At 60.6% G+C, this 23,518-nt stretch carries 22 protein-coding genes; 17 read left to right on the top strand and 5 right to left on the bottom strand.

The window, feature by feature from the left end; all coding sequences use genetic code 11:
- From RUH75_RS16255 to RUH75_RS16220, 8 genes are all read left to right on the top strand, one after another.
- A partial coding sequence (locus tag RUH75_RS16255; RefSeq protein ID WP_313807892.1) for a molybdopterin-dependent oxidoreductase occupies positions 1-1,621 on the top strand: 1,621 nt, incomplete at its 5' end.
- Position 1,622: 1 nt separating this feature from the next.
- On the top strand, positions 1,623-2,195 hold the full coding sequence (locus RUH75_RS16250) for a 4Fe-4S dicluster domain-containing protein (protein ID WP_313807890.1): 573 nt from the start codon (positions 1,623-1,625) through the stop codon (positions 2,193-2,195).
- 9 nt (positions 2,196-2,204) lie between these two features.
- Positions 2,205-3,521 carry an FAD-dependent oxidoreductase gene (locus RUH75_RS16245; protein ID WP_313807888.1) on the top strand — a complete coding sequence of 439 codons (1,317 nt, stop codon included), beginning with the start codon at positions 2,205-2,207 and terminating at the stop codon, positions 3,519-3,521.
- Between the two features lie 678 nt (positions 3,522-4,199).
- On the top strand, positions 4,200-6,368 hold the full coding sequence (locus RUH75_RS16240) for a TonB-dependent receptor (RefSeq protein ID WP_313807886.1): 2,169 nt from the start codon (positions 4,200-4,202) through the stop codon (positions 6,366-6,368).
- 142 nt (positions 6,369-6,510) lie between these two features.
- Positions 6,511-6,972 carry a nuclear transport factor 2 family protein gene (locus RUH75_RS16235; RefSeq protein WP_313807884.1) on the top strand — a complete coding sequence of 154 codons (462 nt, stop codon included), beginning with the start codon at positions 6,511-6,513 and terminating at the stop codon, positions 6,970-6,972.
- Positions 6,973-7,116: 144 nt separating this feature from the next.
- Entirely contained in the window at positions 7,117-7,539 is a 423-nt protein-coding gene (locus RUH75_RS16230; protein ID WP_313807882.1) for an ester cyclase, read from the top strand.
- 948 nt (positions 7,540-8,487) lie between these two features.
- A complete protein-coding gene (locus RUH75_RS16225; protein WP_313807880.1) occupies positions 8,488-8,982 on the top strand; it encodes a cupin domain-containing protein in 495 nt (164 codons plus the stop codon).
- A gap of 40 nt (positions 8,983-9,022) precedes the next feature.
- The gene (locus tag RUH75_RS16220) at positions 9,023-9,994 is read left to right on the top strand and encodes an amidohydrolase family protein (protein WP_313807878.1); all 972 of its coding nucleotides are present in this window, start codon (positions 9,023-9,025) and stop codon (positions 9,992-9,994) included.
- Between the two features lie 32 nt (positions 9,995-10,026).
- Here the strand turns inward: RUH75_RS16220 and RUH75_RS16215 are convergent, their stop codons facing one another.
- The gene (locus RUH75_RS16215; protein ID WP_313807876.1) at positions 10,027-10,611 is read right to left on the bottom strand and encodes a flavin reductase family protein; all 585 of its coding nucleotides are present in this window, start codon (positions 10,609-10,611) and stop codon (positions 10,027-10,029) included.
- Positions 10,611-11,825: an acyl-CoA dehydrogenase family protein gene (locus RUH75_RS16210; RefSeq protein WP_409592382.1), complete on the bottom strand. Its 1,215-nt coding sequence runs from the start codon at positions 11,823-11,825 to the stop codon at positions 10,611-10,613. The genes RUH75_RS16215 and RUH75_RS16210 overlap by 1 nt, the downstream gene beginning before the upstream one ends.
- A 345-nt stretch (positions 11,826-12,170) precedes the next feature.
- Between RUH75_RS16210 and RUH75_RS16205 the strand changes: the two genes are divergently transcribed.
- The 4 genes from RUH75_RS16205 (at position 12,171) to RUH75_RS16190 (ending at position 16,250) form a co-directional block, all read left to right on the top strand.
- Complete coding sequence (locus RUH75_RS16205; RefSeq protein ID WP_313807872.1) at positions 12,171-12,518, top strand: hypothetical protein; 348 nt, start codon at positions 12,171-12,173, stop codon at positions 12,516-12,518.
- Positions 12,419-14,299: a TonB-dependent receptor gene (locus tag RUH75_RS16200; protein WP_313807900.1), complete on the top strand. Its 1,881-nt coding sequence runs from the start codon at positions 12,419-12,421 to the stop codon at positions 14,297-14,299. The genes RUH75_RS16205 and RUH75_RS16200 overlap by 100 nt, the downstream gene beginning before the upstream one ends.
- 138 nt (positions 14,300-14,437) lie before the next feature.
- The gene (locus tag RUH75_RS16195) at positions 14,438-15,475 is read left to right on the top strand and encodes an aromatic ring-hydroxylating dioxygenase subunit alpha (protein ID WP_313807870.1); all 1,038 of its coding nucleotides are present in this window, start codon (positions 14,438-14,440) and stop codon (positions 15,473-15,475) included.
- A 4-nt stretch (positions 15,476-15,479) separates the two neighbouring features.
- Positions 15,480-16,250, top strand: a complete 771-nt coding sequence (locus RUH75_RS16190; RefSeq protein WP_313807868.1) for an SDR family NAD(P)-dependent oxidoreductase — start codon at positions 15,480-15,482, stop codon at positions 16,248-16,250.
- Between the two features lie 85 nt (positions 16,251-16,335).
- Here RUH75_RS16190 and RUH75_RS16185 read toward each other — a convergent pair whose 3' ends face one another.
- Positions 16,336-16,857 (bottom strand): MarR family winged helix-turn-helix transcriptional regulator, encoded by a 522-nt coding sequence (locus RUH75_RS16185; RefSeq protein ID WP_313807866.1) that lies wholly within the window; start codon positions 16,855-16,857, stop codon positions 16,336-16,338.
- A gap of 209 nt (positions 16,858-17,066) precedes the next feature.
- On the opposite strand from RUH75_RS16185, the gene RUH75_RS16180 reads away from it, so the two are divergent.
- The 5 genes from RUH75_RS16180 (at position 17,067) to RUH75_RS16160 (ending at position 21,488) form a co-directional block, all read left to right on the top strand.
- Positions 17,067-17,981 carry a fumarylacetoacetate hydrolase family protein gene (locus RUH75_RS16180; protein WP_313807864.1) on the top strand — a complete coding sequence of 305 codons (915 nt, stop codon included), beginning with the start codon at positions 17,067-17,069 and terminating at the stop codon, positions 17,979-17,981.
- A 43-nt stretch (positions 17,982-18,024) separates the two neighbouring features.
- Positions 18,025-18,510 carry a hypothetical protein gene (locus RUH75_RS16175; protein WP_313807862.1) on the top strand — a complete coding sequence of 162 codons (486 nt, stop codon included), beginning with the start codon at positions 18,025-18,027 and terminating at the stop codon, positions 18,508-18,510.
- Positions 18,511-18,799: 289 nt separating this feature from the next.
- Positions 18,800-20,056, top strand: coding sequence for an acyl-CoA dehydrogenase family protein (locus tag RUH75_RS16170; protein ID WP_313807859.1), 1,257 nt, complete (start codon positions 18,800-18,802; stop codon positions 20,054-20,056).
- A 37-nt stretch (positions 20,057-20,093) separates the two neighbouring features.
- Positions 20,094-21,035 carry a fumarylacetoacetate hydrolase family protein gene (locus RUH75_RS16165; RefSeq protein WP_313807857.1) on the top strand — a complete coding sequence of 314 codons (942 nt, stop codon included), beginning with the start codon at positions 20,094-20,096 and terminating at the stop codon, positions 21,033-21,035.
- A gap of 24 nt (positions 21,036-21,059) precedes the next feature.
- Positions 21,060-21,488 carry a nuclear transport factor 2 family protein gene (locus tag RUH75_RS16160; RefSeq protein WP_313807897.1) on the top strand — a complete coding sequence of 143 codons (429 nt, stop codon included), beginning with the start codon at positions 21,060-21,062 and terminating at the stop codon, positions 21,486-21,488.
- Positions 21,489-21,506: 18 nt separating this feature from the next.
- Here RUH75_RS16160 and RUH75_RS16155 read toward each other — a convergent pair whose 3' ends face one another.
- A complete protein-coding gene (locus tag RUH75_RS16155; protein WP_313807854.1) occupies positions 21,507-22,520 on the bottom strand; it encodes an LLM class flavin-dependent oxidoreductase in 1,014 nt (337 codons plus the stop codon).
- A gap of 24 nt (positions 22,521-22,544) precedes the next feature.
- A complete protein-coding gene (locus tag RUH75_RS16150) occupies positions 22,545-23,441 on the bottom strand; it encodes a LysR family transcriptional regulator (protein WP_313807852.1) in 897 nt (298 codons plus the stop codon).
- Between the last annotated feature and the right edge of the window lie 77 nt (positions 23,442-23,518).

The raw sequence follows: 23,518 nt of genomic DNA, 5'->3' as shown, positions 1-23,518 counted from the left end.
GCGCCCAGGAACGGACGCGGCGCTCGCCATGGGTATGCTCAACGTGATCATCGGCGAAGGGCTGATGAAGACGGATTACGTCACAGCTCACACCAACCTGCCTTTCCTTGTCGATCGGACGTCACGCAAGGTCCTTCGGGAGCATGATTTGACGGCAGGAGGCAGCGACGAGGCACTCGTTTGGGACGAAGCGAGCGACCGCCCTTTGCCCGTATCGCTGGCGCAGAAGCCCGCGTTGCGAAAGTCGGCGACGCTCATCGCTCAGGATAGGAGTCGCATTGATTTCTGCACGGCGTTCGATGCAAGCTGGGACGTTTTGAAAACGTTTACGCCCGAATATGCCTCCCAGATCTGCGAAGTTCCCGCGGCGCAGATCGTTCATGTCGCAAAAGAATATGCCTCCCACGAACGACCGTGGATCTGGTTTGGGCTGGGGCCGCAGCGTTATCATCACGGGCATAGTGTTGCGCGCGCTTGGCTGACCCTGACGGCCGTGTGCGGTAACATCGGAAAGCCCTATGCCGGCATCAGCATGTATGACGGACCGAACATTGTTTTCGCCACCATCCCGCACAGCGAATGGCTGGAGCCTGGAGGCAGGAAGTCCAGTCCGCTGCCGGGTACTCAAATGGTCGATATCCTCAGGCGCCAGGCCCCCTATCCGGTAAAGACGTTGTGGTTGGCGATGTACGGCTTCGCGACGCAGGGGCCGCAATTCAAGCGCTTCCTGACGGAAGCTTTGCCCAATCTCGATCTCCTCGTCGTCAACGAACAGATGATGACGCCAGCGGCCGAATATGCAGACGTCGTACTTCCGACGGTCTCTTATTACGAAGACGATTGGGATTTGGTGGGGAGCGGCGAGAGCTGGTGGGTCCAGCTTCGCCGCCAAGCGGTGGAACCGATCGGCTCCAGCCGCAGCGACTTCGACATTTACAAAGGGCTATGCGAGCGCATGGGCCGAGGCGATGCGTGGCAGATGGAGAAGGAGGAGAGCTGCCGCCATATCATGCGGACCCATCCCGACCCCAGAATACGCGCAGTCGACTGGGAAAGCCTGCGCGAGAACGGAGTGGCGGAGGTGCCGGTGGAGCGGCCGTACACGCCGTTCCGCGACATGAAGTTCAACACGCCGTCCGGACGGATGGAGCTCTACCAGGAGCAGTTCATCGACGTCGGCGAGGAGGTGCTGGTCTTCAAGGAACAGGCGGAAAGCAGACGCAGCGAGCGGGCGAGGGCCTATCCCCTAAACCTCATCACCTACAAGGTCGTGCACAGTGCGCACAGCACACACCTGATGCTGCCGTACATCAGGGAACAACTGCCCGAGCCACGCCTCGACGTTTCGCCCGTAGACGCAGCCGCGCGGGGCATCGAGGACGGCGATTGGGTCACGGCCTTCAACGATCGCGGGAAGTTCACGGTGCGGGCAAGCATCTCTTCCACCCTGCGGTCCGGCACTGTTGCCATGCCGGCGGGCTGGTGGCAGCGTTTCTTCCGGAACGGCCACCCGGCTGATCTGGGCCACATACCTTTGAACGAGATCCAGGAACGGATAGCGGAGACCAACTATCCCAATTGGGACGTGCTCTGCCAACTGCGCAAGGCTGACGAGAGCTGAAATGCGCAAGCAGATGGTTTTCGTGATCGACATGAAGCGTTGCATCGGCTGCGATACATGTGTTGTCGCATGCAAGGTGGAAAACGACGTCGATACCGGCCGTTTCCGGCTGAAGGTCCTCGACTCGCACAGGGATCCCATATTTGAAAAGCCGAAGGGCAATTATCCGGAACTGTCGCAGCACTGGCTGCCGACTATGTGCCATCACTGCGTGGATGCGCCCTGCGTGAGCGCCTGTCCTACCAATACCCTGTGGCGGTCGGACGATGATGGATTAGTCCATCTTGACGTCGACAAATGCATTGGGTGCCAGCGCTGTGACGAAGCGTGCCCCTATGACGCTCTGTCGTTCGACGCGGAGACGGGCGCGGCCGACAAGTGCAGTGCCTGCGCGCACCGCGTCGCGGAGGATCTGGCGCCGAGCTGCGCGGTGGTATGCCCCACGCGCGCAATCCACTTTGGCGACTCACTCGATCCCGAATCCAAGGTGTCCCACCTGTTGGCCACTCGCGAGCACAAGGTGCTGGCGGAAAGCCGGGGCGCTAAGCCTCAAATCTATTATCTGGAGCCTTGAGTCCTGAAAATGACAGAAGGGAAGGCACCAGGCGATTGCCTCGTCGTTGTCGGCGGCGGGCAAGCTGCGGCGCAACTCGTCGAGGTAGCGAGGCAAAATGGCTTCGCCGGTCAGATCACACTCGTTAGCGACGAGGAATTTCTCCCCTATCAACGGCCTCCGCTGTCGAAGCAATATCTCAACGGAGTCCACGACACCGACTGGCTGCTGTATCGGCCACGCGAATTTTACTCGAAGTTCCGAGTGGACGCGCTTCTCGGGCGTCGTGTCGAGGAGATCGATCGCGAGAATCGGCGGGTCAAGATGAACGATGGTTCTATCCTGGCTTATGACAAGCTTGCCCTGACGACGGGCACACGGGCCCGCATGCTCGAGGTGCCCGGCCGCGATCTCGACCGCATCTATTCGATCCGCACAATCGCGGATGTCGAGCGGCTGCGGCCTCAGCTTCCCTCGGTAAAACGTGCAGTCATCATCGGCGCTGGCTTCATCGGCCTGGAAACTGGGGCCGTACTGACGCAGATGGGGATCGACGTGGTCCTTCTGGGTTCCAGCACGCGCCTGCTTCCCCGGATCGTCGCCGGGGACATGGCGGAGTTCCTTCTTGACCAGCATCTCAAACAGGGCGTCGAGGTGGTGCTGAACGCCCAGGTGATAGCTATCGACCAGCAGGACGACGGTCAGCTAACGGTCCATGTCGCGGGCGGGGGGAGCTATGCCGGGGACGTGGTCCTAGTGGGTATCGGTGCAATCGCGAACGTGGAACTGGCGGAAGCGTGCGGCTTGCAATGCGACAACGGCATCGTCGTCGATGAATTCGCGACGACGAGCGATCCCAACATTGTTGCGGCGGGCGACTGCACCAATCATCCCAATCCGCTGGTCGGGCGCCGTATTCGCTTGGAAACGGTGCACAACGCCGTCGAGCAAGGCCGTACCGCCGGAGCCACCATTGCCGGCGTGAACCTCCCCTACATCCAGACGCCATGGGTATGGTCCGACCAGTACAAATTTCGCTTCCAGTCGGCAGGAATCGCCGAAGGGTTCGACACTACCGTATTGCGCGGCACAGTAGGCTCCGGCAAGTTTTCCGTTTTCTACTATGTCGAAGGAAAGCTGCTCGCAGTGAGCTGCATAAATCAACCACACATCTTTGCCGCGGTAAGAAGGATATTGAACGGACAGGCCGAGTTGAAGCCGGAAGAAGCGGCGGATCCACTCTTCGACCTTTCGCGCGTTCAGTCCAAGATGAACTATCTCGAATTCGACATTCCCTGGCCGACGAAGGAGGAAAAGGGGCGGCGCCTGACCTGGGGGCATGACTAGTCCTCAAGCCGAGGGACTTTCATTCAGCTGTTCCTAGATGCGCTTGAAGGGGAGCGCTCTTCCGCTGCCTCTTCCTGCCCGGATCGGAGTACCAGCTTTACTGTCGTCGCTGTGCGGCAGCATCGCAGCCATTCGCTAGAGCTTTGAACATAGCGGGGATCTCTTTACCTTCAGGGCGGTAGCATCTCCCTCTTTGAAGCACCTCACTGCAATAAATGCTGGCCGTGCAAGCGACCGGTGCACCCAGCACGTCCAGGTTAATTCCAATCTTCACGCCGTCGTCGGCGCCAGCATCAAGTTTGGCGGAAATGGTCGATACTCATGCAGGATTTGTATAGCCCGCGTCGGCTACGCGATAACAGCGGCAGGCTAGTCTAGGCTCTGTGTCCGAATAGCAGAATACCGACTCTAAGCGGGCGGACCGAATGCAGCTTACGCGGACTGAAGGTGGGCATCGGGAGGAATCCGGAGATACGCTATTTTCATTACTAACCTAACTCGTGACGTCATCTGATTTCACGCGAACTGTTCCTCAACAAACGCTGGCGCCTTCCGCACAGTTAGATTTCACTGCCGCGACCTGGTGGCGCAGTCAAAATGAGCTATGACGCAGAGCTCGTGAATTAAGCTAAGTTATTAAAATGTCGCGATAAAGAAATTATAGAGGGGAGGGGGAAAATGAAGTTTTCAAGGGTATCTTTCTTGGGGCCAGCCGCAACTATTTTGCTGTCCGTCCCATCGGTTGGTGTGGCCCAGGCCGGGCAGGCTGATGAGCCGGACGCGAAAGCTTTTGGAGGAGATATCGTCGTTACGGCGCAACGGCGCGAGCAGCGCCTGCAAGACGTGCCGATCTCGGTCAGCGCGCTTTCAGCCGACACCGCTGCGGCGCGCGGTGTCGACGGCACGGCCACGCTGCAGGCCGCGGTGCCCAACCTCATCGTTGCCCGGCAGGGTAATAACGCCCAGCCCTTCCTGCGGGGGATCGGATCCTCGCTCGGCGATGTCGTCGCAGAAGGATCGGTGGCGATCTACTTGGACGGCGCCTATCAGCCGACGCCGATCGCGAACTTCTTCACCTTCAACAACATCGAGCGCATCGAAGTGCTCAAGGGTCCGCAGGGAACGCTGTTCGGACGGAACGCGACTGGCGGCGTCATCCAGATCGTGACGCGCGATCCCTCGCAACGGCTCGCGGTCGAGATGTCGGCGAGCGATGCGAATTACGACACGGTCAGAGCCGACGCCTATGTGGCGGGCGGCCTCACCGATAATCTGACCGCCAGCCTCGCGGTCGATTACTCGAAGCAGCGCGATGGCTGGGGGAAGAACCTGACGACGGGTTCCGACACATTCCGCTTTGAAGACTTCGGCATTCGCGGAAAGCTGAAGTGGGACAACGGGGTCACCGCGATCCGGCTGTCGGGCGACTACAACAGAAGCGAAGGGCCGGGGATCAGCGGCCAGTCCCCGAAGGGCGCGGTCTCGCTGGACGGGCTGGGCTATCCAGGCCGCTTCAACACCTATGGCGAGTTCGAGGACGGCTCGCTGCTGAAGTCCGGCGGGGTTACGCTCGATATCCAGACCGAGCTTCAGGGCGTCGGCATCCACACGATCTCCGCGTATCGCAAGCTGCGCAATAACTGGGCCTTCGACCAGGACCTGTCGCCGACTCCCTATGTGCAGGCGACTCTGCGCCCGGAGTCCGATATGTACAGCCAGGAGATCCAGCTGCACTCGCTGCCGGGTTCGTCCTTTGATTGGCTGTTCGGAGCCTATTTCTACGATTACGATGCGGGGCAGCGTCCTCTCAACCTCGAAGGTCTACTGATCGGTCCGTCGGGATTGAATGTGTACGGCAGCGCGCATACCCGTTCGCAGGCGCTGTTCGGACAGACGACCTTTCCGGTACTCGAAAGCACCAATTTGACGCTCGGCCTTCGTTACACGTTCGAGACGGTGGATTATTATGGATATGCGTCGCTGACAACGCCCGACGTGGTCGTCGATCCGGCGAGCGGCGGCAAGGCGCGCCAGAAGTCCACTTACGACAAGCCGACCTGGCGCATCGTTCTCGACCACAAGTTCGCGCCGGACGTCATGGGTTATGTGTCCTACAACAGAGGCGTCAAGAGCGGGAACTTCACCATAAGCAATGCGCCATCCGCCGTCTTGCCCTATGCGCCGGAAGAGCTCGACGCCTATGAAATCGGTCTGAAGACGCGTTTCTTCGGCAATCGGATCACGCTCAACTCGGCCATCTTCTATTATGACTTCAAGAACATTCAGTTCTCGAAAATCGTAAGGGGCACGAGTTCTGTCTTCAACGGACCGACGGCCCGTAGCATCGGCGCCGAGATGGATCTGACAGCGAAGATAACGCCGAGCCTCACCCTCTATGCGAGCGGCGGCTATCTCGACACCGAGTTCGGCAATTTCCCCGGAGCGCCGAATACCAACAGGCTGCCGAACGGATCGACCGACGGTGGTGATCCCGACTACAACGCCGATGGAAAAGCACTGCCCTTTTCCCCGAAATTCTCGGGCAATGCCGGCTTCTCCTATATGCGGCCGTTCGCGAGCGGAATTCTGGAGTTGAATTCCAACCTGTACTACAATGACGGATACTATACCGAAGTCGACAACCGTCTCCGCATTCAAGACTATATCCTCCTGAATGCTTCCATCGGGTGGAAGGCACAGGATGAGCGGTATTCCATCCAGCTCTGGGGCAAGAACCTCACCGACGAATATTATTATTCGCAGTTGAGCGCTCAGGCCAATGTCGGCGACCTGGGATCGCCGGCGGCGCCGCGGACCTACGGCGTGACGGTGGGAGTGAAGTTCTGACAGAACGGGCGGCCCCCAAGGGCAGGGCCGCCCGGACGTGGCTATCGTCCGTCGGGACTATCGGCGCCCGCACATTTTAGGGCCGGGCATTTCGAGGACGGACCGCCATGAATTGGATCAGCAACAGCGTCAGGAGAGTGAAATGAGCAACGTCGAAGAGAACAAGGCCCTGGTACGTTCCATGGTCGCTGCCCTGGGCAGGCTCGACAAGGATGCTTTCCTAGGTTTTCTGGCCGAAGATGCCGAATTCGAAACGACCGGCCAGCACAAGGGCGCGGGCGTCAAGTCCAAGATGGAAGTCGACGCGGAGTTCCCCGCGATGAAGGAAATGCTGCCCAACGGCATCGCCTTCGAGGAACGTTCGATCATGGCTGAAGGCGATCGGGTGGCGATGGAACTGTTTGGCCGCGCTAAGACAGTTCATGGCGAAGACTATAACAATCACTATGCCTATTTCTTCACGATACGTGACGGCAAGGTCGTCGTTTTTCGCGATTACATGGACTCGACGCTGGTCGAGCGGCTCATGGTCCCCTTTTTCGAAATCTATGGCGTCACGCTGCAGGACCGGGAAAAGGCGCGGCAGGCGGGATCCATCGAATGATCTCCGGGCGCCGCACGACCGTCGTCCCGAATTCCACATCATGGGTGCACTGTGATTTCAGCGAGGCGGCATAGCCCGCCTGCGCGCGCAATTCCAATGTCCAACAGCATGACCGGGCCCTTGGCCCGTACGAAAGGAGTTTCAATGTCGGAAAACACGGAGATCGTAAGAACCTGGATGGACATTCTCAACCGGAAGGCCGCCGATGAAGTGGATCGGGTGTTCTGTCCGGATGGCTATGTCACCTACGGATCGCACGGTATGCCCGATGCCCACGGCCCCGAGGCGATCAGCTCGCTGGTGAAGAAATTCTTCGAAGCCTTTCCCGACCTGGACTCGTCCATCGAGGAGCTTTTCGATGCGCACGACGGCCGCGTGGTCGGCCGTTTCCTCACGCGAGCGACGCATACAGGTAAGTTCGTCGGTATCGAGCCCACCGGTAAGCGGGTCGCTTTCGACGGAGTGGCAATCTATCGTTTCAAGGATGGTAAGATAGCCCATGAATGGAACATGGACGACCTTCTTGGCCTCATGCAGCAGATCGGTGCGGTCCCGGGCACGGCCTGAATCATTTCCTGAATTACACTCCCTTCGCCCCCGTTGCGGTCGTGCTCCCCGGCGGTTGCGGCATCGCTCCGCGCCCTGTGCCGGCTCACGCCTGCGGATGCGCTGCGCTTGCCCAGCCCGTCTTCCGGCTGCGGCCGATGCTGCTTACGAGATGACCCCGGCGTTCGGCACAAGGCATATGCGAACCGGCCAAGGCAGACAAGAACCGGGCGTCGAGTAAGGGAGCTGCGTCGTTTCCATCAAAGCGAAGGCTATTGTTTCGCCAGCGCCGCCGGCGGTGTTGGCTCACCATGTCTAAAGAGGCATGCGGCTCGCGACCGAACGCATCAAGCGAATCGAGGCTAGGAGTACGGCACCGGTCAAAGCGATGATGCTGCCCTCCATGGGGAAGATGCCGACCACGTCGGCGCGCGGCTTCACCTCCCAGTCTCGCCGCTTGTGCGTGTGCCGTCTTCGAGCATGTCGACCGCGGCCAATAGCTTATCTGTTCCTGTCATTAAGAATCACCGATGAAAGTTGGTCCGACTGCGAGCCAGTGGAATATTGTCGGATGGTCGGACCCGTTGAATATTGATGGTACACGTTCAACATCACGGGCTTCTTCACGAGAAGTTGCGCGTCATGTGGCGAGTCTCAGACATTTATTTCGTTGGTGTTGACATGGCTGCATGTAAACTTCGCAAACCGCGACAGTTGGAATCCCAATCTGGCTACCGCTTGAGACGCCGGCCCATTACGGCATCTAGTGGGACGGCACATCTCCTTCCGGCAGCTTGGTGCTGCAACGATCGCGCTGCTAGACCATTTTCGGGACGAGCTTGGGAGGCGAGCCTGTTCAGGGGGACAGACAGCTTCCTCACGGCGCGTGCAAACATAAATAAAGCCAGACTCGTAGTGCCGTGACGCCAACCCCAGTGGTACGCGCCGAACAAGGAAGGACGAAGAACAATGAACGGCAGCCCACCCCCGATCCGCCGAGTTGTGACCGGTCATGATGCTGGCGGAAAGGCAGTGGTGTGGCAGGACGGAGCCGCTTCGAACCGGACTTCTCCCTTCCGGGGCACGACCGCAACGGTGATCTGGGCGACCGATTCCTCGCCGGCGGACTACGGCATAGATCAAGACGGCGCGAACCTTGCGTCGGGAGTTGCGCCGCCTCCGAACGGCACCCGTTTCGCAATCCTGGAATTCGAACCCGGGCATGCGATGCACGGCCTCCATAGCACCGACACGGTCGACTATGTGATCTGCCTCGCCGGAGAAATCGATCTCGACCTGGACGACGAGACGGTCAAATTGCGCACTGGTGATGTAGTCGTGCAGCGCGGCACCAATCACGCCTGGGTCAATCGTGGTGGGGAACTCGCGCGGATCGCCGCCGTGCTGATCGACGGTGCGCCGAAACGCACTGTGTCCGTCAGCGGGACGGACGAGGTCCACTAACCGTCTGCATCGCAACTTTCCCGATTTGTTGGAGAGCGCCATGAGAATCGACATTCACGCCCATTTCATCGATCGGCCCTATGTGCAGGAACTTACGGACCTCCTGGGCCTGACTGCCAGCGAAGGAAACAAGGGGCAGGTGCTTTTGCGGCGCGGCAAGACCACTTACGCCTGGTACAGGGAAGAGATGTTCGATGAGAACGCCCGGCTGCGCAAGATGGACACGCAGGGCATCGACATGCGCGTCCTTTCGCTGAGTGCGCCTAACATCTACGATTGGCCCGCTGCTGATCAGCCGCAGCTGGCCCGCCGGATCAACGACGAGACGGCGCGTATGGTGCGAGCACATTCCGACCGCTTCCAGGGCTTTGCGACGATGCCTCTGGCCGATGTCGACGCCTCGCTTGTGGAACTGGCCCGGGCGATGGATGAACTCGACATGCGGGGCATCGTCATCGGATCGAATATCGGCGGCAAGCCGCTCGACCATCCGGACCTTGAGCCTTTCTGGGCCGAGATCAACCGGCGCCGCACGCCTGTGTTCGAACACCCGATGCTGCCGCTGGGCGCAGAACATATGGATGCCTACGAACTGCCGATCCGCGTGGGCTTCGTTTATGAAACGACGACCGCGCTCACCCGGATGATCTACGGCGGCGTTTTCGAACGCTATCCCGATTTCCCGTTTATCGTGGCGCACACCGGCGGAGCGCTGCTGTCGCTATTGCAGCGGCTCGACAATGGCTATCATCTCTTTCCGGACTGCCGGGAACACATCAGCCAGCTCCCCAGCGTCTATGCCAAGCGCCTCTATTTCGATACCTGCGCCTTCCAGCCCTCGGTCATCAACATGGCCCGCGAGATCGTGGGATCGGATCGGCTGCTGTTCGGAACCGACGATCCGTTCCTGAGTGCAGGCCCCGAATATCTAGAGGATATGGATCTGCAGGCCGCCGAGACGGTAAGGATCATGAGCGGCAACGCCATCGCCATGCTGGGATTGAAGGTCTGATCCGGCGGGCGTCATCGCCCGCTTGTGATGACCTACGCGCGCCTCGATCCGAAATCCTGCTTTCGGGTAAGCGTCATGAACCCGCCGTCGAGATAGACGAGCGGGTTCACTTCATTTTTCACGATCACCTGCTCGACAAGGCCGATGAAGATCGTGTGGGTGCCATGATCGACGGCCTGCTCGACCTTGCAGAAGATCGCCGTGTCGGCATCAAGGAAATAAGGGATGGCGCGGTGTCCCTCCCGCCATTCATCCGCCTTGAAGCGATCCACTCCGATTCCGCGTCCGCCGAAGGTTTCGCACTGGCTGACGTGGTCGAAGCCCAGGACATTGACGCAGAACGCGCCCTTCCTGCTGATGTGCTGGTGAAACCACGCCGCCTGGTTGACACAAGCCAGGATCGCCGGCGGCGCCATCGAGACCGAAGTGACCGACGTTGCCGTCATCCCGTACATGGCGCCGTCATCTTCGGTCGAAACGATCGTCACCGACGAAGCGAAGTGCCGCATCGCCTGGCGAAACGCATCTGCCGTTCCCGTAATGCTAACGGGGCTCACCGGGTTAGGCTCCTCGCCCGTGCCGTGGGTGGCGGCCTCCGCGCCTTTGGAGCACGCCATCAGTATTGGCCCTTCGGTTCGAGGCCGAGCATGTGCTGTCCGGCCATTGTCATCACCGAATCCCAATTGAGCGTGATATGCTTGGCTATCGCGTTCACGTCGCGCCATGCGCGCTGGACGCTCGAGTTGAGGAACAGGCCACCCGCACCCGTGCAACTGTTGAGGCCGTCCATAGCCTGGACCGCGAGCCGTACCGCGTAGGCCTGGTTCCGACGGGTCCTGATTCGAATGTCGGGCGAGAGACCCGCCGGATTCCCGATGTCCTGCATCAGATCGCGGCAGTCCCGGTCCATCAGCATGTAGGCAGCATCAAGGCATGACGCGGCCTCGGCCACGCGGCTCTGCACCATTGCGAATTCGGCGACCCGCGCGCCGCCGCCCTTTGCCGCGCCGCGCGTCGTCCGGGGGGCTGTCATTTCGATGAAGCTGTCGAGCGCGCCCATCGCTGCCCCAACGGCCGGCGATGCCAGCAAGGTAGGGCCCGCGGTCAGGAACGGAACGCGATAGACGTCGCTGTCATGAATCATGGAGCCCGGTGACTTGCCGGATGAGGCATCCGCGAATAGCAGGGTGCGATGCGCGGGGACGAAAACATCTTCAAGCATGATGTCTTTGCTGCCTGTGCCGCAAAGGCCATACGTGTACCACTGGTCCTCAATGACATAGTCCGACGACGGAACCAGAAGCAGGCCGGCTTCCATCGCGTTGTCGTTGCGGTCCGACGGGAAGAGCGCGCCGACCATGGCCCAGCGCGAATGGTCGATCCCGCTGAGGTAAGACCAAGTTCCCGAAATCCGGTATCCGCCGCTGACGACCTGCACCTTGGTCGCGGGCGCATAGGAAGCGAAGACGACGTTGTTCGGATCGTCGCTCCACAGTTCTTCCTGCGCTTCCAGCGGAAAGTTCGCGACCAGCCACTGATGCGCGGCGCCGAGCGCATAGACCCACGCGGAAGAGGCGCAGCCACGGCCCAGTTCGACGATCAGATCCTTGAGGAACGTGACATCGTACTGGAAGCCGCCGAACCGCGTGGGCTGCATGACGCGAAAGAGATCGGCTTCTCGGAACATGTCGATCGTCGCCGCAGGCACCTGCCGCCCGCGTTCGGTTTGCGGCGCTTGTTCGCGCAGGGTGGAATGCATCTCCCGTGCTCGGCTGAGCAGCTCGCTTTGAGATGGGTTTTCGCCTTTCAGGGCAGGAATTGGCTGAGACATGACTGGGCTACCCTCTTCCTTCCGAACGCCGCGGAAATCCGGGGCATTCACAATGATAAAGTAATATTACTATATTGCTGTCGAGCGATCTGTCATGTCCCCGTGAGGGGGGGCAGCGATTCCGGTAAGCCTGCTTTACTTGTTTGGGTGGGTTACAGTGTGGGCCGCCTTTTGGCTCGGCCAGAGGAAATTCTCGATTTGCGATGGTGATGATCGATCCCGATCTCTGTCGAGATTCAGGGACACAACTGCGGATCCATGAGACTAGAAAGCCGTAAATGGCCACATAGCCACGGGGAGGGGCGTCATATGAATCGCAGATCGGTCGCTATAGTTTCATCATCCATGTTTCTCGCATTTCCGGGCCATGCCCTGGCGCAATCGCAGGAAACTACGCAGAATCAGGAAACATCGGCGGGCACCGGTATTCAGGACATCGTCGTAACGGCGCAACGGCGAGAGGAAAGGCTGCAGGATGTGCCGATCGCTGTATCTGCGCTCACGACGGAAGGCTTGAGCCAGGCTGGCGTGACGGGAACGAATGACCTTTCGATCGCCGTGCCGGGCCTCGAACTGGGCCGGCAGAACGCGCTATTTCGCCCTTCATCCGTGGCATCGGCAATCGCAGCACCGCGCAGGGCGAAGAGTCGGCCGTTCCGCTCTACATCGACGGCGTCTACGTGCCCACCCTGACGGCGGGCCTGATGTCTTTCGTCGATGTCGAGCGTGTCGAGGTGCTGAAGGGTCCACAGGGTACGCTGTTCGGACGCAATGCGACTGCCGGCGTTATCCAGATCATTACGCGCGATCCCAAGGACAGCCTGGAAGCCGATCTCAAGGCCGGTTGGGGCAACTACGACACCTACGAGGCGGGCGTCTATCTGGCCGGCGGCCTTGCGCCCGGCGTGCGCGCGAGCATTTCCGGCTATTCGACCCGGCAATCCGATGGCTGGGGCACGAACCTGACCACCGGCAACGATGTGTTTAAGGGGTACGAGCGCTCGCTCAGGACGAAGTGGATCATCGACGCCGGGGACAATACTGAAATCAGGATCGGTGCGGACTATGCAAAGTCCCGGCCGAATACGCCGCCGGCTTACAGGCCCTTGCCCGGAAGGATCCTGACGACGGGGACGCCGTTCTTCGGTCCCGGCGCGACTTATCATGGTTTCTATAACGTCTCGGAAAACCGCGACGTATCGGTGACTACCGAACAATGGGGCGCCAACCTCCAGATCCGGCACGGTTTCGAGGTCTTCGAACTGGTCAGCATCACCAGTTACCGCCAAGCGAAGACCGTCTGGGTATTCGATCAGGACGGCACGCCCGTGAACGCGGTTTCCGTCGACTCGCGAGAGCCGGCGACCACCTGGACACAGGAACTGCAATTGCAATCGACGAATCGCGGCGCTTTTCAGTGGATCGTGGGAGCCTATTATTTCAATAATCAGGCGAAATACGATCCGCTTCGGCTGTACGGCACGAATCCGCCTTTCAACCTCTTCACGATCGACCGCTTTGTATCCACCGGGGGGAAGTCCCTTGCCGGTTTCGCTCAGGGGACCTATGATTTCGGGCAAGGAACCAAGCTGACGCTGGGTCTGCGCTACACGCATGACAAGAGAACGATCTCCGGCTTCGACTTGCGCAATGGAGAGCTCTTCGCGCCGTCGGTCCTGAGCCAGAATGCGAGCTTCGACAAGCTGACTTGGCGTGCGTCGCTCGATCATCGCTTTGACGACCAAATCCTTGCGTATGCCACTGTCAGTCGTGGCTACAAGAGCGGGGTGTTCAGTTCCGTGGCCTACACCGATCCGGCGGTTAGGCCCGAAACGCTCGACACCTACGAGATCGGCTTCAAGAGCGACTTGCTGGATCGTCGCCTGCGCCTGAACGGCGCGGCGTTCTACAATATTTTCAAAGACGTGCAGGTGCAGTTTCAGAAAGTCGGCGGCATCGGGCTGAACAATGCCGCAAAGGCGCGCAGTTACGGGTTCGAACTGGAGATGGAAGCGCGGCCGGCGGATGCGCTTGATCTGAGGGCTGCGATGACCGTGCTCGATGGTAAATATCAAAGCTATCCGGTGGCTTCCTTTTACTCCCGCAACGCTACGCAGACCACCGGGGTCTTTAATGGCGATGCGACCGGCCTGGACACGCACTACACGCCGCCCTTCACGGCATCATTTACCGCGAACTACCGGATCGGCGATTTTGCATTGACCGGCTCGATCGCCCACAATAGCGGCTTTTATCTGGATGTGCAGAACGCGATCAAACAACCGTCCTATGATCTGGTCAATGCTTCGATCGCCTATACTTCTCCAAATGGCGTCTGGGGCGCGCGCATCTGGGGACGCAATTTGACGCAGGAACGCTATTATACCGCGATCGTGCCCCAGTCCTATGGTGACACGGCGACGCCGGCCGCTCCGCGTACTTATGGCGTCACTCTGGAGGTGCATCTGCGATGAGCGCCGTTTCGCGCGTCTGATACGTCCCTTGAAAGGGGACAGACGACCAGGGCCATGAAATGGCACGGACGATAAGGTCGGATCCGCTAATCTCGATCCAACGGCGGGACGACCAACCTTAACCGGAGGGGTGGAAAGATGTTCGCCTGCGAATGCTGGTATGTGGCCGCATTATGTGATGAGCTTGGCCCCGGGATGCTCACGCGCACGATCGCTGGCGAAGATCTGATCCTGTATCGAAAGGAGGACGGTGGCGCAGTGGCCTTTATCGACCGCTGCCCGCACCGCCTGGCTCCGCTATCGCTGGGAACGCGCGTCGGGGACGGCATACAGTGCGGCTATCATGGCCTTATGTTCGGCAGCGACGGCCGCTGCACGCATATTCCCAATCAGGAAAAGATCCCCGCGCGTTTCCGGGCGACCACTCTTCCTGTCGTTGAACGATGGGGTCTTGTCTGGACGTGGCTGGGCGACCCCGGCCATGCCGATGTCTCGAAGCTTCCGGCGGACTTCCACTGGCAGGAGGAACCGGACTGGGCCCCGCTGTTCGGTTACATCAAGGTCGAGGGAAATTACCAGTTGCTGGTCGACAATCTGCTCGACCTGTCGCACGAGACGTTTCTGCACCAGCATACCATCGGCAACGCGGCGGTGGCGGAAGCTGACTCCCAGGTCGCGACTTATCCGCACAAGGTGGAAGTGACACGCGAGATGCTCGACTGCCCGCCGCCCGCGCTGTTCGCCAAGGCGGGGGGCTTCACGACCAATATCGACCGTTACCAGCACATCAAGTTCATGCCGCCCTGCTTCGTTGCCGTGGAAGTGAAGGCGGCGGCGGCCGGGACCGGCAATTTCGACGCAGGCGTGCGCTGGTGGGTGCTGAATGCTCTGACGCCCGATACGGAAACCTCAACGCACTATTTCTGGGGCCTGCCGCGCAAGTTCAGGCAGGACGACACCGCTCTCACGGAGATGCTTGAAGCGGGTGTCCTGCGCACCTTCGGCGAGGACAAGGCGATTATCGAGGCCCAACAGCTTATCCTCGCCAAAACGCCGCTGGAAACACGCACCATCCATATCAAGGTGGACGAAGCGCCGACGCGGGCACGGGAAATGGTCACGCGGATGATCGAGCGGGAACGGGCCGATGCGGTCACGCCCGAACTGGCTTCCTGAATCAATGCGGTACGAGGATATGCTCAGGGGCAAGGTTGCTCTGGTCACCGGCGCGGGATCGGGCATGGGCCGGGCCCATTGCGAGGTGATGGCCGCGCGCGGCGCCCATGTTATCGTGCAGGAGCTGATTGCCGAACGCGCCGACGCGGTGGCCGCCGCCGTGTGCGCGGCCGGAGGCAGCGCCGAGACGTTGCCCGGCGACGTGCGCGATACCGGATTCATGGCCCGATCGATCGCGGACGCCGTGGAACGGTTGGGCGCCGTCGACATACTGGTGAACAACGCGGGCATTTCGGGGAACCGCAAGCCGCTGGAAGCCATCGACGAGGCAGCCTACGACGAAATGATGGACCTGCATGTGCGGGCGTCCTTCTTCTGCATCAAGGCGATAGTGCCTGGAATGAAGGCGAAGCGGTGGGGGCGCATCATCAACATGGCGTCCATGCTGGCGATGAAGGGCAGTCCCAATGCCGTTCACTACACGGCGGCGAAGGGGGCGTTGCTGGGCCTTACCAAATCGCTGGCCCGCGAACTGGCGCCATGGAACATCACGGTCAACGCCGTCGCCCCAGGTCTCGTCAAGACTGAGATGACCATCGGCAGCCTGCCAAACGAAGCGGCTTTCGAGGCTTATGCCAATACGGTGCCTCTGGGCCGCCTGGCCGAGCCATGCGAAGTCAGCTATTCCGTTGCGTTCCTCGCGTCCGACGAGGCTGCGATGATCACCGGCCAGACCATCAGCCCGGCCGGCGGCGATGCCATCGTCGGCATTTGACATGTTGCACTTGGCCCGGCAGCGCGGAAGCGGTCACCGCCGGGAACCGGGCAACGGTTCGGCGCAAAGCTGGCGCCCCCCTGGATCATTCGGACAGATCGACGTTGGCCATCCGTGCGATGACCTTCCTGAAGGTGTGGAACTCCTCCAGACTGAGGCCTTTCAGCAAATCCGCTTCGCTGCGTGCCAGCATGATCGGATAAGTGGCAGACAGCGTCAGCCCCTTGTCGGTGAAAGTCACGAGCTTCGCGCGTCCGTCGCTCGGATCGGAGGTCCGGCGGATGTAGCCGGCATTTTCCATTTCGTTGGCGAGTTGCCCAACGGCCTGCTTCGTCATGTTGGCGGCGGCCGCGATTTCGCTCGTCCTGATGCCGGATACCGGAATGTAGGGCAGCATCTGAACGTGCGTAAGGCGAAGGTCCTCGAAACCGAGGTCGCGCAGATGCTTGAGCACGGCGATCTCAAACTGCCGGAAGGCCAGGCGTATCAGCCTGCCGATGTGGCCGCTCAGAATGGCCTGCGGATCATTTGGCAGGCCGAACGCGCGCGTCGTTTCGGAGATATCGTTGCTCAAGACATGTTCCTCCGGGCGCGCAACCGGCGGCATACCATTCCCATTTTCGGGGCGCCCCGCACGCGGTCGATACATACCCGGGCCGCGATCGCCAAGGTTTCCTTGCGCACGGATCGCCGTCGGGCGCCGCCGGCCACGGCGTGTCGGACTTTAATTGACCAGTATAACAATTTTCGGCAACCAAGCTCGATGAGCGACGCGCAGGAAGCGCAGAGAGGAATCAGCAAGCCATGACATATCGATTGCTTACCCGCGAGACGTCTGAAGGACCACGCACGGCCATCGCCGTTGGAGACAGGCTGTTCGACGCAGCCGCGCTCACTGGCAACGCGAAACATGCCGACATGCTGGCGCTTCTTGCCGACTGGCCCGAGGCGGACGAGCGGCTGGCGGCCTTCACGCCCGATGCGGCAAGCCTTGACGCTGGTTCCCTCGCCGACGCGAAGCTGTTGCCGCCGATCCTCTATCCCGGGCAGATCTGGGCGGCCGGCGCCAACTACTCCGAGCATATCGACGAGATGGGAGAGAGCGAATTCAAGGCGGTGAACGCCAAGACGATCGAAGGCGGGCGCCCCTGGGTCTTTCCCAAGACAAGCCGATCAGCCATTGTGGGCCACGGCACCACCAATCCGCTGCCCAGTTGGTCGAAGGCGGTGGACTGGGAAATCGAGCTGGCGGTCGTGATCGGACGCAAGGCAAGCGGCGTGAAGGCCGCCGACGCCATGAACTACGTGGCGGGCTATACCATCGTCAATGACCTGTCCGCCCGTGACTTCGTGGCCCGGCCCAACATCGCTCCAGATTCGCCGTTCCGCTATGACTGGCTGGCCGCAAAGGGGTTTGACCACTCTTGCCCGATGGGGCCCTGGATAGTGCCGAGCCGCTATATCCCGGATCCTCACAACCTGGGCCTGAAGCTGTGGGTCAACGATGACCTGAAGCAGAACTCGACCACCTCCTACATGATCTTCGACATTGGGGAACAGATCGAGGAGGTCAGCGCGCGCGTGACGCTGCATCCGGGCGACGTTATCATGACCGGCACGCCTTCGGGCGTCGCCATGATGACAGGCAACTTCCTCAAGCCCGGCGACAGGATACGCATGTGGATCGAAGGAATCGGCGAATTAGAACACGGGTTCACACCGGCCGGATAACCAACGCGGGCGCCCGCAAAGAAAAGGAAAGGGAGAGCCGGACATGGAAATGGGCGCGAAAGGTCATCAGGGGCGGGAAGGGGCGGTTCCCGCCGACAAGTTCGACGAACTGGTCGGGGCGCACGCGGCTGCCGAGTTTCGCAGCGATATTGAGGGCACTCTCGATACCGTATGCGGCAGTCCCGACTATGAACTTCATCCCCTGGGCTGGTGCATCCGGGACAAGGCGCTGCTTCGCGAGTTCTATCTGGAGATGTTCAAGGTGATGCGGGCGCTTGAACCCGTGCCCGGAACCGATGGTTCTTCGACGATCATGAAAAGTGGGGAGGTGATCGCCGAATGGGTTCGCGCCCTGCAGCATCGTGACGCCTCGGGCCACGTCGTGCGACTGAATTTCACCGCGATCGTGGTGCGCGATCCCGAGACCGGTCTGATCAAGGGCGAGTACGCCTATCTGGACAACGATACTGCAGAACTCTTTGCGCGTTTGATTGATCCGGAGGTGCAGGCACGGATGACAGCCGCATGATGTCGAGCCGGTATCCGGGGACGTATCCCGATTTTCCTGCCACCTGAAGGGAAATGCGTGCCCGGATGGACATCGAAACGCCTGCCGGCCCTATTGGCTCCGAGGCTTTCAGGGGGGTATACGGTAATAGTGCCAGCCCATTCTGGTCAGCAGAGGAGTGACATTCGTTCTCGTCTGGCCCCGGGCTTGACCCCCGAGCAGGGGGACAGCCGCTGGGATATCCATGGTCTATGTGTTGTCGCGTCTGATTGACCTGGAAGGGCCGCAAAAGTTGTTGGGAGATGGTGTAATGGCGACCGCAGTTATTGACAGGAATGACATTTCCTATGCCGATCGTGCCAGGGAAGCCGGAGCAAAATTGCTTCGGGATATGGAGGCGGCGCTGCCGGTGGTGCGGGCGCATGCGTCGGAGGTTGAGGCTCTGGGCAAGGTTCATCCCGAATCCCTGGAAGCTCTCACCAAGGCCGGATTTTTCCGTGCGGTCGTGCCCCTGCAATACGGCGGCATGGAATGCGATCCGCTGTCATATATGACGGCCTGCATCCGCATCTCCCAGGAATGCCCCGCTACGGGCTGGGTCGTGGGCTTCTATGCCGTCCATGCATTTCAAGTTGCCCTGCTGGACGACCGGGCACAGAGCGAATTCTGGGCCAACGGTCCCGATACGCGGGCATCGAGCAGCTATCCTCCCACCGGCACGGTCGTCAGTGTCGAGGGCGGCTTCCGGCTTTCCGGTGAGTGGCAATATTCCAGCGGCGTGGAGCATGCCGGATGGGCGCTGCTGGGCGGAAAGATCGTCGATGCGCCGGACGGCGAGGACGAATATCGCACTTTTCTGGTGCCTGCGTCCGACTGGGTTCTGAAAGAAGGCAGTTGGGACGTGATCGGCCTTAAAGGGACAGGCAGCCGCACGCTGGTGATCGACAATGCCTTCGTGCCCGAATATCGGACCCATTCGTCCGTCGACGTATACCAGGGTACGGAACGCGGCTTCGCGGTGAACGACCGGCCACTTTATCGGCTTCCCTTCTGGTCGGTCTTCAACCTCTCGGTCACTGCTACTGCGCTCGGAATTGCACGCGGCGGGATCAATGCCTTCATCGAAGCGGCGAAGACCCGCGTCTCCTTTGCCGGCAAGGGCGCACAGGTGGCGACCAGCCCCTTCGTCCAACTCCGCATCTTCGACGCAATCAGCAATCTCGACAGGGCCCAGGACCGCATGACCGCGAACTGGCGGAACATGTATGAAACGATACTGCAGGGCCACAAGCTGGACAGACTCTCGAGCATTCGCGGCCGCGTCGATGGCTCCGACAGCATCGTGGTGGCATTCCGCTCGCTGACAGAGATCATGGAGGCTGCGGGCGGCGGAGTGCTTTTCGAGTCCAACCCGCTGCAGCGCTACTTCCGCGACAGCCTGGGCGTCCGCGTCCACCCGACTGCCCAGCGTGAAATGTTCGGAACGACCTATGTTCAGCTTCTGCTGGGCCTGGAAATTCCTCCATTCGACAAGAGCAACATGTTTTCCATGGTCCTGCATACCTGACCGACCGTCTGTCGGATTGAACTGCAACGGGCTTGGAATGGCCGAACACCAGACCGCGGGGGATAGTTTGAGCTACAAGATCGTGACATATGTCGTACAGGGCCGCGATCGGGCCGGCATTGTGATCGACGCGAAGATCTTCGATGCCGAGAAATTGAGCGGAAAACCCGAGTATGGCACGGTGCCGGGTATTCTGGCCGATTGGGACGCTGCCGACGCATCGTTCGCCGGGCGCTCGGGCAAGGTCCCTCAGGAAGACGGGATTCCGCTCGAAAGCGCCGTTCTGAAGGCGCCGCTTTGTCCGGGGCAGATCTATGGCGCCGGCGGCAATTATCAGGATCACATTTCCGGTGCGCAGAAAGTCGGCATGGGCTCGGTTGACCCGAAAGCGGTCGGCGAGCGCCCGTGGTTCTTCGTACAGTCATCACGCAATGCGGTGGTGGGCCAGGACGCGGTCATTCCGATCCCCGAAAACGAGGCGAGGCTCGATTGGGAAATCGAATTGGCGCTCATCATCGGCAGGGAGGCTTTCAAGGTCTCTGCCGCCGATGCGCGTGATTATGTTGCCGGCTATGCGGTGTCGAATGACCTTTCGGCGAGGGGTTATGCCATCCGGTCCGGCTTTGATCCGGGCAAACCCATGTATTGGGACTGGTATTCGCAGAAGTGCTTCGACGGGTCTTGTCCGCTCGGCCCCTGGATCGTCCCGGCACGGTATGTTTCAGATCCCCAGAGCCTCGACATGAAGCTGTGGGTCGATGGCGAACTGATGCAGAATTCGAACACCCGGAACATGATCTTCCCGATCGGCGAATTGATCGAGGAAGCAACCGCCCGCACGACGCTTTATCCCGGCGATGTCATCCTGACCGGAACGCCGTCCGGCACGGGCCTTGAATCGGCGACGTTCATCAAGCCCGGCAGCAAGTTGCGGCTGTTCATCAGCGAAATCGGCGAGCTGCGGCACAGCTTTGTCTGATCGGTTGCCCGTTAACGATTGACGATGGAGGATTACTTGGCAGGAACCACTGAAAACCAGAAGATCCTGGATCGGTTCATCGAATCGATGTCCAATCTCGATGCCGACAGGCTCTCAGCCGTGACAGACGAAGGCCTGGTCTTCACCATCATGGGCAGTGGGGCCGCCGCTGGCGTGAAGAGCAAAGGGGACATGCTCGGAGCTTACGGCGCCATGAAACGCGTCTTTCCGGCTGGTGTCCAGGCCCGCGTCCAGGAGACGCTGGGAAGCGGCAATAGGATCGTCTGCCGCGTCGAGTGCCGTGCGCAGACATTCGATGGCGTGCCCTATATCAACAACTTGTGTCTCTTCCTGACGATCGAGGGCGGCAAGATCACGCAGGCGGTCGAATACGCTGATATTCAGGCCGTCGCGGATGTCGTCGGGCCCGCAATGGAACGGTTGGGCGGTTAGGGCCTTGGCTGGGCCGCGTCAGGCGGCGGTTTCCTTGCGGACCACCGGTGCGACCTTGGCGGCGAACAGTTCCACGAGGCGGGCAACCATCGCAAAGGGCATTCCGCCAATGTCCATCTGGCCGACATAGCGCGTCGCACCCGTCAGTTCGCGGATTGCCAGTATGCGGTCGATCACTTCCTGCGGGCTGCCTGCGACCAGCGGCCCCATGGGCGAGAACATGCCGGCAAATTGCTGCCTGCCAACCTCTCGGCGGATGAATGGCTGCATGTAGCAATTGTAGTAGGGATAAAAGTCCTCTCGCGCCTGTTGCGACGTTTCACCCAAATAGAGGTGCGAATAGATCGCGAGGCGCGGGGGGCTCTCATGGCCGCTTTCCCGCCATGCCCGGCGGTAGAGTTCCGCGGTCGGCGCATAGCGGTCGAATGTCCCGCCGATGATGGGCACGGCAGTCGGATAGCCCAACATCGCGGCCCGGACCACGCTTCCCGGCGATCCGGCGGCGATCCACACCGGCAGGGGTGCGCTTGGCCGCGGCGCGATCTCGGCATCGCGCAGGGGGCTGCGAAAACTGCCGGACCAGGTGACGCGCTCTTGCGCGTTGAGCTGGGCGAAAAGGTCCAGCTTTTCAGCGAAGAGCTGGTCGTAGTCGTCGAGATTGTAGCCGAACAGAGAGAAGTTGTTGGTGAAACCGCCCCGCCCGAACATGATCTCAACTCGCCCGCCCGAGACGAGGTCGGCGGTCGTGAATTCCTGGAACGTGCGAACGGGATCGGCGGTGCTCAGCAGCGTCGTAGCGCTGGTGAAGCGCAGGCGCGTGGTTGCTGCGGCCATCGCGGCGATCGTCGTGGCGGTGGCCGAATTGACGTATTCCAATCCGTGATGTTCGCCGAGGCCGAGTATGTCGATGCCCGTTTCGTCGCACAGCCGGGCGAGCTCGAGGAGTTCTTGCATCCGCTGGGTGGGCGTCGCGGAAACGCCGGTGTGGGGATCGGGGAAGATGTCGGCGAAAGTGTAGAAACCTAGTTCCATGTTCGAAGCGCTTCCTGAAGGGGTTTATTCCGGCGCCTCGGACAGTCGCAACCGGTCGATGAACCAACGGCCGGCCGGGCCGAGGCGCGTTCCGGGCGAGTAGACGGCCAGCATCGGCAGGGCCGTAGGCGAAAGCTCTTCCACGTCGAACTGGACAAGACGCTCCGCCTCGATATCGTCCGCGACGGCGTGGAGCGGCATGCTGCCCCAACCGATTCCTGAAAGCAGGAATGCGCGCTTGGCGAAAAGGTCGCTCAGCCGCCAGGTCGAGCTTGACAGGACGAGGAAGTCCTTGCCCTCCGACAGCTTCGAGGGATCGCTCAGAACGAGTTGGATGTGACGGGCAAGCTCGGTTCTGGGGATGGGGGAGGGGACCGACGCCAAGGGATGGTCGCTTGATACCACAAGTGTCATCTGCACGCTACTGACCCGCTCTCCGGCAAGCGTCGCGTGATCCATGAAGAACGCGCCGACCACTCCCAGGCTGGCGCGCCCGTCGATAACCGCTTCGTAGGCGCCGCCCAGTGCCTCGACACGCAGGCGCAGCGAGGTGTGGGGAAATTGTGCCTGAAAATCGCGGGCCGCTCTGGCGACGATGTCCATCGGAAAGAGCACATCGACGACGACCGACAGTTCGGGCTCGATACCGGAGGACATTCCACTCGCGCGCGATTTCATTAAATCGACGGTTGCAATCGTCGCGCGTGCGTAGCCCAGAAGTTCCATCCCTGCCGCCGTCAGCCTGGGATAGCGGCCCGCACGGTCAAAAAGATCGACGCCAAGTTGGGCCTCGAGACTTGAGACGAGACCGCTGATGACCGACTGGGCGCGCCGCAGTTTGCGGCTCGCCGCGGAGAAGTTGCCCTCGTCGACCGCGGTGATGAACGCTTTCACCTGATCGAGTGTGACTCCGTCAATCATGGCGCTCCCATCGGCCTAACAGATGCATCTCATCGACAATTCGCGGGTTTGCGGATGTTAAGACATCCCTAGTCTGG

Source organism: Sphingobium sp. (genome assembly GCF_032153725.1).
In the GTDB taxonomy this organism is placed as follows: domain Bacteria; phylum Pseudomonadota; class Alphaproteobacteria; order Sphingomonadales; family Sphingomonadaceae; genus Sphingobium.
Note: the sequence above shows the minus strand (reverse complement) of the source record. Positions and strands in the feature narration are given on the sequence as shown.

Bases quoted from the DNA above. Each gene is read 5' to 3' on its own strand.
- RUH75_RS16240 (WP_313807886.1), top strand. From the start codon at position 4,200: ATGAAGTTTTCAAGGGTATCTTTCTTGGGGCCAGCCGCAACTATTTTG.
- RUH75_RS16220 (WP_313807878.1), top strand. From the start codon at position 9,023: ATGAGAATCGACATTCACGCCCATTTCATCGATCGGCCCTATGTGCAG.
- RUH75_RS16230 (WP_313807882.1), top strand. From the start codon at position 7,117: ATGTCGGAAAACACGGAGATCGTAAGAACCTGGATGGACATTCTCAAC.
- RUH75_RS16210 (WP_409592382.1), bottom strand. From the start codon at position 11,825: ATGTCTCAGCCAATTCCTGCCCTGAAAGGCGAAAACCCATCTCAAAGC.
- RUH75_RS16165 (WP_313807857.1), top strand. From the start codon at position 20,094: ATGGCCGAACACCAGACCGCGGGGGATAGTTTGAGCTACAAGATCGTG.
- RUH75_RS16190 (WP_313807868.1), top strand. From the start codon at position 15,480: ATGCGGTACGAGGATATGCTCAGGGGCAAGGTTGCTCTGGTCACCGGC.
- RUH75_RS16215 (WP_313807876.1), bottom strand. From the start codon at position 10,611: ATGGCGTGCTCCAAAGGCGCGGAGGCCGCCACCCACGGCACGGGCGAG.
- RUH75_RS16175 (WP_313807862.1), top strand. From the start codon at position 18,025: ATGGAAATGGGCGCGAAAGGTCATCAGGGGCGGGAAGGGGCGGTTCCC.
- RUH75_RS16170 (WP_313807859.1), top strand. From the start codon at position 18,800: ATGGCGACCGCAGTTATTGACAGGAATGACATTTCCTATGCCGATCGT.
- RUH75_RS16185 (WP_313807866.1), bottom strand. From the start codon at position 16,857: ATGCCGCCGGTTGCGCGCCCGGAGGAACATGTCTTGAGCAACGATATC.
- RUH75_RS16160 (WP_313807897.1), top strand. From the start codon at position 21,060: ATGGAGGATTACTTGGCAGGAACCACTGAAAACCAGAAGATCCTGGAT.
- RUH75_RS16155 (WP_313807854.1), bottom strand. From the start codon at position 22,520: ATGGAACTAGGTTTCTACACTTTCGCCGACATCTTCCCCGATCCCCAC.
- RUH75_RS16235 (WP_313807884.1), top strand. From the start codon at position 6,511: ATGAGCAACGTCGAAGAGAACAAGGCCCTGGTACGTTCCATGGTCGCT.
- RUH75_RS16245 (WP_313807888.1), top strand. From the start codon at position 2,205: ATGACAGAAGGGAAGGCACCAGGCGATTGCCTCGTCGTTGTCGGCGGC.
- RUH75_RS16225 (WP_313807880.1), top strand. From the start codon at position 8,488: ATGAACGGCAGCCCACCCCCGATCCGCCGAGTTGTGACCGGTCATGAT.
- RUH75_RS16150 (WP_313807852.1), bottom strand. From the start codon at position 23,441: ATGATTGACGGAGTCACACTCGATCAGGTGAAAGCGTTCATCACCGCG.
- RUH75_RS16250 (WP_313807890.1), top strand. From the start codon at position 1,623: ATGCGCAAGCAGATGGTTTTCGTGATCGACATGAAGCGTTGCATCGGC.
- RUH75_RS16205 (WP_313807872.1), top strand. From the start codon at position 12,171: ATGTTTCTCGCATTTCCGGGCCATGCCCTGGCGCAATCGCAGGAAACT.
- RUH75_RS16195 (WP_313807870.1), top strand. From the start codon at position 14,438: ATGTTCGCCTGCGAATGCTGGTATGTGGCCGCATTATGTGATGAGCTT.